Here is an 11,985-nt window from a genome sequence, read left to right as displayed (position 1 = left end):
ATCGGAGCAGCCAATGGCAACCGTAATCGACGCAGAACCAATCCCCTGCTTGCCAGATTTAATTGACAAAATCGGCGGCCAGCAAGCATGGTTAACGCTCGATTCGGCGCCCGCCGGCGATGGAAAGTACCCATCCATCGCCGGCTACCGATTCGCCTGGCGTCCAATATTTGTCAAATGGTCCAATCCTGAAGACTCAGCCCGACTCGCCGTCGTAATCGATACGGGCAGCCTCGACATTCCCGTCGAACTATTGATCGGCGAGACCGCCACCTTTACGAACCGATAGCTCAGCTAACCTGAATAGCCCATGGACATCAACGGCACTCCTGGATAAGGGCGCCGTTTCCCTTTCACTAGATTCACGAACATAGATAAATGCCACATAGCGGCATGTCTAGAGCGTATTAACTCGATAGCAGGAAATAAAACGTAGAAACAGCTACAGTTCGGCATCCGCCGGGTTATGGCCACAGTTCCGCGACCCAGTGGCACCTCCGCTGCACGGCATCAAGGGGGCCCACGGAATCGCCCACAATTCTCCTCTTCGATACGAATGGCGGGGATTGCCGTGGACCTCCCTTGACCCCGCTCCGCTCCGGTGCGGCTTCTGCAGGAGCAGAAGCAAGCGCCGCCGACGCAGCGCTTCGCTTCTGCGCGCAGGGGCGAGAGTCTAGGGGCCACGTGCCCGGAACGGAGGAAGACATGCAGCAGCTTATGACCGAGGAAATCGCCAAGGCGGTACCGAGGCTCTACGAGCAGGACGGGGCGGAGGACCCCACGGTCTACGCCCACTACTTCTCGTGCGTGAGCGGATGGGACTGGTGGCTGCTCGAGTTCGACGGCACGGACGAGGCGTTCGGCCTCGTCGAGGGCTACGACGACGAGCTCGGCTACTTCAGCATCAAGGAGATGGCCGAGCTGAACCGCCAGATGGGGTTCGCCGCCGTCGAGCGCGACGAGCACTTCTCCCCGAAGCCGCTCAGCGCCGTCAGGAGGAGGTAGCCGCATGGTCACGGTCGAGTTCGACTCCATGGGCGAGGCGGTCCGCCTCGCCCTCGTGGCCGGGGAGTACGCGGGCGGCGGCCTGGCCGTCCTCCTCCTCGACGCCACGGACCCGCGCTCCGAGGGCTACATGGCCGAGTGGGGCGTGCTCACGGCGAGCGTGCCGGCGGCGGCAGAGTGGTGCCGCGGGCGCAGCAATATCGCTGTCGACGCCGCGGTCCCCGCGGCGCTCCTCGAGGCGCTCGAGGCCGCCGGCTTGCTCCGCATGGCCGCCCGCTCGGCGGCGTCCGGGATGGCCCGCTACCCGCTTGCCACGGTCGCCGGGCACGCCCTCGACGGCATGGGCGGCCTAACCGAGACCTTGGAGGAGGCCCTCGGCTCGACGGTCGTCGTCGAGTACGAGTCGGGAGGCGACGGCGGGGCGTTCGAGGTGGGGACCGCGCCGGCGGACTCGGTCGAGCTCGAGCGCCTCATCGCCGCCGCGAGGTCCGAGGCCGACGCGCTGGCAAACGCCGGCGGATGGGCTGCCGTCCGAATCGGTTTCGGGGATGCCGAGACCATCGACTGCGAGACGGGCCGGACGGTCTATATGGCCGGGATGGAATAGCACCGGGCCGCCACCCACACGGGCATGCCGGCGACGGCGCGCCCGTGCGGCGTTTCACGGGGATGTCTCGCGCCATCCCCGGACCCCTGCGCGCCAAAGGGATGAATCCCCTTGGAACCCCGGGCTGCCGCCGGCGAGCCGTGAACGGCGGGCCAATCACTCGGCTTCAACTCACAATCGCCCCGCCGTGTCACGCCCCGCCGGCTCTCGCTCCGGCTCCGTTCGATGGCTCCCATGGGTCGCCATCACTGCGCCTCCGCTCACCTGCCCCGTTGCACTCCGCCCGCATGGGCTTCCGTTACACGGGCCATGCAAGATATGTATTCCGTGCAACGGAATACCTTGCCCGACCGAAGCCGGGATGTGCGGACCGCTCCGAAGTCGCTCCCGCAGAGCCGTGCAACAGCCTTGCCGGCTGTTGCACGGACCCCAGATATGAAAGCTCGCATGATCACCCAAGCGCAAAAAGACGCGCCGGCCATCGGGGTCGACGCGTCTCGAAACATCGCTCAGCGCAGCAATATTTACAGTTCTTTCTTACGGTGCCTTGATGCCCAACCTACTTTAGGGTCGCGTACATGACGGCCTTGATGGTGTGCATGCGGTTCTCGGCCTCCTGGAAGACGCGGGACTGCTTGGACTCGAAGACCTCGTCGGAGACTTCCATCTCGGTGACGCCGAACTGCTCGGCAATCTCCTTGCCGACCGTGGTGTTAGTGTCGTGGAACGAGGGCAGGCAGTGCATGAAGATGGCTGTGGGCTTGGCCATGGCCATGACCTCGGAGGTCACTCGATAGGGGCTCATGAGGGCGATGCGGCTCTTCCAAAGCTCTGCGGGCTGGCCCATGCCGACCCAGACGTCGGTGTAGATGACGTCGGCGTCGCGGGCACCCTCCTCGACATCATCGGTGACGGTGACGGTGCAGCCGTTCTCGGCGGCGATGCGCTCGCACTCGGCCAGGAACTCGGGATCGTAGGAGGTTGCGCCCTCGCCGGTGGCGATGGGGCCGCAAGAGCAGTAGTTGATGCCGAGCTTGGCGCAGATGATCATGAGGGAGTCGGCCACGTTGCCGGCGTGCTTGCCGAAGAACGTGAGCTTGAGGCCCTTGGTGTCACCGAATTCCTCGCGCATGGTGAGGATGTCGGCCAGCGCCTGGGTGGGGTGGAACTCGGTGGTCAGGCCGTTCCACACGGGCACGCCGGCGTTCTCGGCGAGGCACTCGACCTTCTCCTGCTCGAAGCCGCGGTACTCGATGCCGTCGTACATGCGGCCGAGGACGCGGGCGGTATCCTCGATGGACTCCTTCTTGCCCATCTGGGAGGAGCCGGGCTCGAGGTAGGTGACGCCCATGCCGAGGTCCATGGCGCCGACCTCGAAGGCGCAGCGGGTGCGCGTGGAGGTCTTCTCGAACAGCAGGACGATGTTCTTGCCCTCGAGGTACTTGTGGGGCATACCCATACGCTTGGCGTTCTTGAAGTCGGCTGCGAGAGCGAGCAGGTACTCAATCTCCTCGGTGGTGTAATCGAGGAGCTTGAGGAAGTGGCGACCGGAGAGGCTTACACCCATGATGGTTCCTTTCGGTAATGGTTTGAGGAGCCCGCACGCCGGGTGGATTGGTTGCCTGGCGTGCGGAGGGGAAATTGAGAACTAGATATCGGCGCGCTCGAAGGGCATGGTCATGCAGCGGGGACCGCCACGGCCACGAGAGAGCTCCTCGGAGGGGGCGACGAGCAACTCGACACCGGCCTTGTAAAGCAGGTCGTTGGTGACCTTGTTGCGTTCGTAGACGAGAACCTTGCCGGGCGCCACAGCCAGGGTGTTGGAACCATCGTTCCACTGCTCGCGGGAGGCCTCGATAGGATCGCCGCCACCGCACTCGAGCAAGGTAACCTTGTCCACACCGGTAGCAGCCTCGAGAATGTGCTCGAGGGTGTCGTCGATCTCCTCGATGGCGATCTCGCCGGGCTTGGCGCCGCGGGTAAGGCGGTAGACCTTGAGACAGTCGAAGATACCGGGGTAGACGGTGAACTTGTCGTAGTCGACCTGGGTGAAGACGGTGTCGAGGTGCATGAAGGCGTAGCCGTAAGGGATCTTGATGGCATAGATTGCCTCGATCTCGGAAGGCACCTCACCCCAGAACATGTTCTGAGCGAGCTCGTCGATGGCCTCGGGAGAGGTGCGCTGCGAGATGCCGATGGCGAGCGTCTTGCCGTTGATGTTCAGGATGTCGCCGCCCTCAATGTGGTACTTGGAATCGTGGTTGTACCATACGGGGGTACCTGCGTAGTCGGGGTGGTTGGCGAGGATGGTGCCGTAGAAGATGGTCTCGCGGTTGCGCTGGGGCCAGTACATCTTGTTGAGGCATACGCCGTGGCCTACGACCGCCAGAGGATCGCGGGAGAAGTAGGAGCTGGGCAGCGGGTAGACCACGAGGTCCTCGGGCTTGGCGTCCTCGGAGTCCAGAATGGACAGAGAGGCAGAGGTAGCCGGGATGTCCAGGTCGCGATAGTACAGACCGCCCATGCAGGCGAGCACGAACTCGTAGTTGTCCTTGATGGACGAGAGCTTCTCGCGTACGACGGCCTCGAGCGTGGGGTTGGCGATATTCGCCTCGGAGATGAACTTCTCGAAGAACTCGCCGCGTGCGCTGGGTACGAGGTCCATGGTTTCGGCAAGCATCTTCTCCATGTAGAGAACCTCGGCACCGGCGCCGCGCAGGAGGTCGGTGAAGGCGTCATGCTCCTTTTGAGCCCAGTCGAGATCGAAAGCGTCGTGGATCCAGACCTTCTCGAAGTCCTCGGGGCGCAGGTTAACCAGGTCCTTACCCGGACGGTGGACCATGACGCGCTTGAGCTGGCCGATCTCGCTGTGGACGTTAAGTCCCTTGATTGTTGTCATGTTGACTAACCTTTCTGAACGTTACACGCTACCCCACGACGGGGAGCATGCTGGAAACGGATACGAACACGAGGTTGATAACAGTGACGACGAGGAAGAACTTCCATGCCGTCTTCCACCACTGGCCAAGGGAGATCTTGCAGACGCCCAGACCGGCGACGAGGATAGCACTCGTGGGGCAGATGAGGGACATGGTGGTCCCACCCATAGAAAGCGCGGTAACGGCACCCTCGGGGTTGAGGCCCATGAGCTCGGTCAGAGGACCGAAGATGGGCATGGTGAGGGCCGCAATCCCCGAGGAGCTGGGGACGAGGATGGCAAGCACGTTGTCCACGGCGTACAGGATGGTGGTGAACAGCACGGGAGGGATACCTGCCAGGCCCGTGGCCATGGCGTTGAGAATCGTGTCGATGATCATGCCGTCGTTGGCGATGACGAGGATGCCGCGGGCGAGGCCGACGACGATAGCGGAGAACGCGAAGTCCTTGATACCGGCGACGAACTCACTGGCGATGGTGGCCTCGTTCATGCCGCCGATGATGCCGGAGAGCAGGCCCATGGCCAGGAAGATGCCGGCAATCTCGTTCATGTACCAACCCTGGGTGACGAGACCCCAGATAATGGCGCACATACCGGCGACGAAGATAGCCAGGATGGCCTTCTGGCGACCGGTGAACTCGACCTCCAGCGCGTTATCGTTGACGGAGAACTCCTCGCGCTTGGCGAAGTCGTCCTTGTAGGTGATGGAGGACTCGGGGTTCTTCTTGACGTGGCGGGCGTACATAGTGACCCAGGCGATGCCCACGATGGTGAGGACCACAAAGGCAATCATGCGCAGCCACAGCTGGGGGTTACCCTGGATACCGATGACGCCCTGGGCGATAAGGACGCTGAAGGGGTTGATGGTCGAGGCGATGTATCCGATACGGGCGCCGACGAAGACGACCATGAAGGCGGTCATCGAGTCGAACCCCATGGACATCATGATGGGAAGGAAGATGGCGAAGAACGGCAGGGTCTCCTCGGCCATGCCGAAAGTGGTGCCACCGAGCGCGAACAGCGCCATGCAGATGGGGATGATCAAGATGTCGCGCTTCTCGAAACGCCTGACCACACGGCTCATACCGTTGGTAATGGCGCCCGTCGCGGTGATTACCTGGAAGGAACCGCCGACGATGAGGATGAACGCGACGACCTCGACGGCCTGCTGGATACCGACCGCGGGAGCCTGCAGAACGTCGAAGACGCCCTGGCGAAGATCGACGGTCGCACCGTCCTCATCGACGGAGACCTTGTCGACCTCCTGATAGGTACCGGCCACGGTGACCTCACGACCCGCGACCTCGGTTCGCTCGAAGGCGCCCGAGGGGACGAGCCACGTGAGGGCCGCGAACACCACCATCAACGCGAAGATGATGGTGTAGACATGAGGCACTTGGAACTTCTTCTTTTCTTCAGCCATGTCTTCTCCTTATTGCTTCTATCCACGGCGCCGCAGCGCCTGTTTGACGTGAGTCCATTGTTGGACATCGCGTCACACGCGCCGCACGCACTGCGCCCGATGGCACCGTTTGCGGCGGCAAGCGTCAGCTAGGTTGATGTTAAACGTCAATACTCAAAATAACGATTGATATATAATGTCAATTAACCAGCACTAGGCAACATTACGGTATGGCATTGCGCTACAGTGCCTATATACAGATGCACGAGGTACGGAGATAGGTATGCAAAACGCACTGCACGTCGTCAACGAAACGGGGACGCTCAAAAAGGTCCTGGTCCACTCCCCCGGTATCGAGACGACGAGCTTTACGTCCGATGAGTTCAGCAGCGTCTTCGCGCTGCGCCCCACACGCACGAGCTTCGACTACGACAAGGCGATCGAAGAGCACCGCAACCTGGTTAAAGCTTTCGAGGACAGCGGCATAGAGGTTGTATACCTTAAGGACCTCGTGATCGAAACCGTCGAGCATGACGAGCAGGCACGGCGCGAGCTGACCGAGTCGTTCCTCAGCACCTGCAGCGTGAGCGGCAACGAGCTGCTAGGCGCCCTGCGTGCCTATCTTGAGAAGGCTACATCCGCAACAAATCTGGTAAACATGATGCTCGCCGGCATGCGCTACGAGGACGTGCTCGACCTATCCACGGCGACTTCTTCGCTCGCGCAGGCAGTCGGCATGGGCTTCAATCCCCACGGGCTCATGGTCAACCCCATGAACACGCTGTTCTTTGCCCGCGACCCGTCTGTGGTCGTGGGCAACGGCGTATGCTGCAACCACATGTACTGGAACGATCGCAACCACGAGGCCACGCTCCACACCGTCGTCTTCCGCCATCATCCCATGTTTAAAGACACTCCCCTGTGGTTCGAGCCCGAGAGTTCCTTCCATATCGAGGGCGGAGACATCCTCAACATGGACGAGAAGACCGTGCTCGTGGGCATGTCGCAACGCACCGAAGCGGCGGCGATCGATGTACTCGCGGCCTCGCTGCTCTGGAACCCGCAAAGCACCGTCGACACCGTGTACGTCGTCGAGGTGGAAGAGAACGGTACGCGCATCCACCTAGATACGTACCTCAACCGTATCGGCCCCGAGACCTTCGTGGTCGACCGTGCCATCGGCGAGAACCTTCACGCATACAAGATTGAACGCGGCCGCAAGCAAGGCACCTGCACGGTCGTATCGCTCGACTGCGACCTGGACCAGCTGTTGGCATTGGTTGCCGATGTACCCAGCGTGCGAACAATATCGTGCGAAACCCCAAGCTTCAACAGGACCGTAGAGGGAGCCGCCGTGGAAACCCTCGTGCTCTCCCCCAATAAGCTGTGCGTCTCGGCCAACAACGCCATCATGAACCGCAAGCTCGCACGAGCCGGCTTCGACCTCATAGAGACTTCCCTCGACGAGTTGACGAGCGGGTTTGGTGGCCCCAGCTGCCTGTGCATGCCACTTGTTCGCGAGCTGGACTAATGGACAAGGGAAGCAACATAGCTCTCCTGCGCGAGCAGCTGGGGCTCACTCAGGCCGAATTTGCCCGCGACCTTGGTGTTGCAAAAGAAACCGTATGCCGATGGGAGAAAAACCGTACGGCGATTCGACCGAGACATATCCAAAAGATGGTCAAGCTGTACGGTGTGACGGAAGACGACATCTTAAGCGACAGCATAGGACTTGCCGCACGAGAGGCCCTACGCTCCGCCAAGGGCGAGGGGTTGAACCCGCAAACTCGCGACGCGTTTCCCATCCTGCGAATCAAGCGATCGGGAAATGGGACCTCGTTGCAAAGCGTAGGCGCCACGCTCACCCCCTCCGACATAGCAGAGAGGCATCTGCACGCCGCGTACGTGCAGATGAACAACAAGGACATGACGCTGCTGTATCCCCAAGGCACGCTGCTGCTGGTCGACCCAGACGTGAAGCCATACAACGGCTGTACGGTGGTGGCGGCCATCGACGCCGTCCGCGTGCTGATTCGCAGGTACAGCATGGGAAACAACACGATCATGCTTTCGACGCACAGCTATGACTCGACTGCACCCGACCTCATTCTGGATCGTAGACGTGTTCGCATTATCGGTGTGGTCGTGTGGTATCGGGGCGCAATGGACATTGTGTAGCCGCGAGACAACGAGTGGCTTTTCGCACGTGGCCACGGAACGGTTTCTACAGCCCGCACGGACAATCGGACACAAAGACACGCCGGCCATGTAGACCGACGCGTCCTGAAACATCGCTTCACGCTGCAATCTCCATTACCGCCACATGGTGCGCATCACGGGTAGGTCCTACAGGCTCAAGGATGCCCCGGCGGAGAGGAAGAGAGGGCCGTAGGGCGGTTGGGGCGGCGTTGTCGAAGTTGGGTAAACGGAGTGACTCCGTTGGGTAATTTACAGTAGCGCAATTGACCGATTTCCCATTGACGGTAACAAAAATCAATCCCTGCCCCTTCCGTCATCCGCGCCCTCGCGGGCGAGCTCCCAGGCCGCCCGCATGGCAAGGTCGATCCCCCTTGCCGTGAACCTCATGATCCGCCCGGTCGAGCGGTTGACGGCGTAGCCGAGCCTCGCGCCGTTGATCTTCCGCGTCTTGCCGAGGGACTTCGAGTGGTAGCGGTACTGCAGCGCCCCCCGCTTGGAGCGGGCGACCTCGATCCCGTCCGATTCCAGCAGTCTCGCAAACTCCCCAAAGCGATCGGGGCAGTTTTTGAGCCTCCCGACCTCCTCCGCCCTCTGGGCGATGATCGCCCGGACCTTTGCGTTCTCGGACTTGCCGGACCGCCCCTTCTTTGCCATCTCGCGTTCCTCGCGACCGGGCTGGCGCGCGTGCACCCGCGAGTTCGAGAGGCCCCTTTCGAGCTGCCTCAGGCCGTACTCCGCATCGAGGTCCCTCACCGTCCCCACGCGGGATTTCGCCGCCGCCCTCGCCGGCCCGTCGTTCAGGCGCCGCCCCGTCTCGAGGTCCGTCCTGTTGATTGCGAGGTGGGCGGCGAATCGGGCCGAGCCGTCCGACTTGCACCTCTCCTCGTGCAGCACGATCACGATCTCTTGGTTGGGATAGCGCCTGGCTATATAGTCCCTCGCATACTCCATGCAGCGCGAAGGCGTCATCGGCCCGCCGTTGCAGGAGCACTCATCCGGATTGAAACCGATCACCTGATGCTGCATGTACGTGCACCTCGCGCCCTGCTTCCCGGGCCGGTTGTGCCCGGCCGCCTCCCGGGTCGCATCCATCTCCTCGAACCAGCGGCCCTCGTTGACGATGTGCTGGGTATCGTGGTCTAGGACCTTCTCCCTGTCCCAATCGAAATAGCGCCTGAGGTTCCGGAGGTGCTCCCTGCTCATGACGCTCGTCTGCTTGATTGCGGTCATCTTTCGACTCCCCTCGAAGTCCACCGTCAGTCGACGAAGAGGCCGGACCATCCATCGGAAGCAGGCGCCTCCGCGGGCCCTTCCTCGAATTCGGGGGCCCACAGATCGACGCCGTCCGTCCGGCCCGCCCGCCTCGATACCAGCCTGGCCTGGTATTCCATCCTTTTGGCCGTCTCGTGCTCGCGCGTCCCCAGGTCGAAATGCCCTTTCGTCGGCATCCGCGTGCAATCGCAGACGGGCGCCCGGAAACATCCCGCATGGCCCCTGCCCACGCCGTTCTCCGCGGTCTTCACCACGATCACGCCGTCCTTGTCGGGGGACATTTCCGTCCACTCCCAGGGGTGGATCAGGTCGTCGGCATGCTCGCTGTAGGATGTTGACCCCGTGCCGCCCGAGGGCCCCCTGCTCGAGCTGGTTCCCATGGTGTGCCGCGTCGTCTTCCCGACAAGCTCGGTGAAATACTGGCGGTCCTCGGCCTCGCCCAGCTTCATGGCGACCTTGACGCCGCAGTTCGCCAGGATCTTCTTCCGTCCGTCGCGCTCGCCATACTTGTTGAGCTGGGAGATATTCTGGACCGCACCCATCCAGAACAGGTCGTACGAGCGCCCGAGGCTGAGGAGGCTCGGCAGGCACTCGACCTTCGGCAGGTTCCCCCATTCGTCACCGAGGATGGACACGGGCCTCGGCAGCTTGCCGCCGGATGCGTCCGCGATGGAATACACAGCGGAATAGAGCTGCTCGAACAGGACCGCCGCGATCGCGTTGTAGGGAGAGCCCTCGTCCATCACATGGAGGAATAGCGCGGTCTTCTCGCCCAGGATTCTCCCCGGCTCGATATCGTTGCCCGAGGTCATGCGCGCAATCGGCGCCGACGCATAAATCCTCAGGTTGACCTTCAGGGTGGAGACGATGCTCCTCAGCTCGTTGCCGCCGCTCGAGATGAACTGCGAGGCGCGCGAGCGGGCCGGGTGCCCCTGCGGCAGGGAGCGGAACAGGCCTTTCAGGGGTTCGCACGGGTCCTCGCCGGCACCCTCCGTCCCCAGGCATATGATGTGGTAGACCGTTGCGAGGTGTCTGCAACTCCGCGGGCAGCCCTCGTCCAGTACGGTCAGAAGGATCGTCGCCGCCAGCAGCGACCGCGCGGATTCCGTCCAGTGGGTCGCCTTCGCATCGGCCTCCCCCGCGATTAGCGTACGGGCGACGGCGTCCGCGGCCTGCTCCGCCGCCGGCAGGTCTCCCCCGCTCGCAAGCCTATCGACCATCTCCAGGGGATTGAACGTGTCGCTCCTCTCGGGATGCTGGGCATCCAGCAGAAGCACCCGGTATCCGCGGCGCTCCAGCTCGTCGCCCGTTAACTCGATGAGTTCACTCTTCACGTCAGACACGATGATGGTCTGCGGGCTTGATTCCCCGTCATCCGCCCCATACGTCAGCAAATCGATTGTTGGAATCAGAAGTGCCCTGGATTTTCCAGCGCCCGTTGAGCCGTCGAGAAACATATGTCGCCTCGGCTCGAACAGATACTTGGAGCCGAACAACGTCTTCTCAAAACCGTACACGAATCCCCTGTTTTTCGGCTGTCCGTGCCCATCCCAAATCTCCGAGCCTTGGATGGTCTCAGGCCCCGATTTCACCCGCGCCTCTCCGAGCACGCCTCCATCGGCGGCCCGCTCCTTCGAGGAAGCCGATAGCTGCATGAGCATGAATACCAACAAGAACAGGGCAAACGAGGCAAGGCAGCCCGGGATGCAGTGAGGTGCCACGTTGGCCCACCACCAGATGATGCTATCCACGCTCAGGGCGAATCCGATTGAGCTGAGCTCGATTGGAAGTCCGAGGATCACGCAATCGAGGGGAATGGCAACAAGAGGTGCAAACCCGGCGGTAAGCAGTGCGGCGAAAATCAGCGCCATGACCAGCTTCTCCTTCACATGAACCACCTACTCTCTCGCACGGGCGAGCAGATCGTTGACCCAACTCACCGAGGTTGAAACGATTGAAGTCGCCCGGTTGAGGTTGTTGAGGACCACCGGGTCGGGGCCGTAGGTATTGAGGGCGCGGACCGCCTGATTGAGGTTCGTGCCGATCTTTTTCAGCTCGGTCCTGATGCCGGCAAGCTCCCCCGTATCGGCGACCCTGACCGGCTTCTCGCCGCAGAGCAGGGCGGCGTCACGCATGAAGGTAGACGCCGGCATATTCATGGTCGCCGCCTTCTCCTCGATCGCCTTACGCTGAACCTCATTCATTCGCACGTTGATGTGCGTATTCATGGAAGTCATAACCATCCAATCCGAGCGGGGTCGATACATCGGCCCCGCCACCTTTATTTAGTTGAAATTGCTTGGAGCATCCTACCGATGCGCTCAATTCTCACCCTTGCCCAAACATCAAAGGGAACCCCGGGTAAAGTGCCAAGGTACACGCAGTACGGTTGCCAATGCTCCTCATAGTAATCGAGGGCATCGAGCAAGCGCCTTCGCTCCCAAATAAGCTCTTCCGCCGAGAACGAGGGAAGATCCTCGTTCTCGGCGCGCTCGAGCTCGTCGGACGATAGGCATGGATTGGGCGCCCGGTACCCGCCGATGCAGAGCCCGGGCTCCATAA

At 61.9% G+C, this 11,985-nt stretch carries 12 protein-coding genes; 5 read left to right on the top strand and 7 right to left on the bottom strand.

The window, feature by feature from the left end; translation table 11 throughout:
* Positions 1 to 13: 13 nt before the first annotated feature.
* The 3 genes from ACTNBY_RS00620 (at position 14) to ACTNBY_RS00610 (ending at position 1,612) form a co-directional block, all read left to right on the top strand.
* Positions 14 to 289, top strand: a complete 276-nt coding sequence (locus tag ACTNBY_RS00620; protein WP_441062993.1) for a hypothetical protein — start codon at positions 14 to 16, stop codon at positions 287 to 289.
* A gap of 416 nt (positions 290 to 705) precedes the next feature.
* Entirely contained in the window at positions 706 to 1,005 is a 300-nt protein-coding gene (locus ACTNBY_RS00615) for a DUF2958 domain-containing protein (RefSeq protein WP_441062992.1), read from the top strand.
* 4 nt (positions 1,006 to 1,009) lie between these two features.
* A complete protein-coding gene (locus ACTNBY_RS00610; protein ID WP_441062991.1) occupies positions 1,010 to 1,612 on the top strand; it encodes a hypothetical protein in 603 nt (200 codons plus the stop codon).
* Positions 1,613 to 2,171: 559 nt separating this feature from the next.
* On the opposite strand, the gene argF is transcribed toward ACTNBY_RS00610, so the two are convergent.
* The 3 genes from argF to ACTNBY_RS00595 all read right to left on the bottom strand — a co-directional run bounded on the left by argF (position 2,172) and on the right by ACTNBY_RS00595 (position 5,973).
* A complete protein-coding gene (gene argF, locus ACTNBY_RS00605) occupies positions 2,172 to 3,179 on the bottom strand; it encodes an ornithine carbamoyltransferase (protein WP_441062990.1) in 1,008 nt (335 codons plus the stop codon).
* Positions 3,180 to 3,260: 81 nt separating this feature from the next.
* Complete coding sequence (locus tag ACTNBY_RS00600; RefSeq protein ID WP_152068497.1) at positions 3,261 to 4,511, bottom strand: arginine deiminase; 1,251 nt, start codon at positions 4,509 to 4,511, stop codon at positions 3,261 to 3,263.
* A gap of 28 nt (positions 4,512 to 4,539) precedes the next feature.
* Entirely contained in the window at positions 4,540 to 5,973 is a 1,434-nt protein-coding gene (locus ACTNBY_RS00595; RefSeq protein WP_152068496.1) for a YfcC family protein, read from the bottom strand.
* Positions 5,974 to 6,235: 262 nt separating this feature from the next.
* On the opposite strand from ACTNBY_RS00595, the gene ACTNBY_RS00590 reads away from it, so the two are divergent.
* Together ACTNBY_RS00590 and ACTNBY_RS00585 are read left to right on the top strand one after the other, a co-directional pair.
* Complete coding sequence (locus ACTNBY_RS00590; RefSeq protein WP_441062989.1) at positions 6,236 to 7,483, top strand: arginine deiminase family protein; 1,248 nt, start codon at positions 6,236 to 6,238, stop codon at positions 7,481 to 7,483.
* Entirely contained in the window at positions 7,483 to 8,130 is a 648-nt protein-coding gene (locus ACTNBY_RS00585) for a helix-turn-helix domain-containing protein (RefSeq protein ID WP_441062988.1), read from the top strand. The genes ACTNBY_RS00590 and ACTNBY_RS00585 overlap by 1 nt, the downstream gene beginning before the upstream one ends.
* A 315-nt stretch (positions 8,131 to 8,445) precedes the next feature.
* Here the strand turns inward: ACTNBY_RS00585 and ACTNBY_RS00580 are convergent, their stop codons facing one another.
* Genes ACTNBY_RS00580 through ACTNBY_RS00565 form a run of 4 tightly spaced genes read right to left on the bottom strand, consistent with a single transcriptional unit; the run spans position 8,446 to position 11,983 of the window.
* The gene (locus tag ACTNBY_RS00580) at positions 8,446 to 9,381 is read right to left on the bottom strand and encodes a relaxase/mobilization nuclease domain-containing protein (protein WP_193221507.1); all 936 of its coding nucleotides are present in this window, start codon (positions 9,379 to 9,381) and stop codon (positions 8,446 to 8,448) included.
* Between the two features lie 26 nt (positions 9,382 to 9,407).
* Positions 9,408 to 11,312 (bottom strand): type IV secretory system conjugative DNA transfer family protein, encoded by a 1,905-nt coding sequence (locus ACTNBY_RS00575; RefSeq protein WP_152068492.1) that lies wholly within the window; start codon positions 11,310 to 11,312, stop codon positions 9,408 to 9,410.
* Positions 11,313 to 11,321: 9 nt separating this feature from the next.
* Entirely contained in the window at positions 11,322 to 11,660 is a 339-nt protein-coding gene (locus ACTNBY_RS00570) for a plasmid mobilization protein (RefSeq protein WP_193221506.1), read from the bottom strand.
* A 44-nt stretch (positions 11,661 to 11,704) separates the two neighbouring features.
* Positions 11,705 to 11,983, bottom strand: a complete 279-nt coding sequence (locus ACTNBY_RS00565; RefSeq protein ID WP_441062987.1) for a hypothetical protein — start codon at positions 11,981 to 11,983, stop codon at positions 11,705 to 11,707.
* Between the last annotated feature and the right edge of the window lie 2 nt (positions 11,984 to 11,985).

This window comes from Collinsella sp. HCP28S3_E12, from assembly GCF_052065595.1.
In the GTDB taxonomy this organism is placed as follows: Bacteria; Actinomycetota; Coriobacteriia; order Coriobacteriales; family Coriobacteriaceae; genus Collinsella.
The sequence above is the reverse complement of the archived record's forward strand: the minus strand, read 5'-3'. Positions and strand labels throughout refer to the sequence as shown.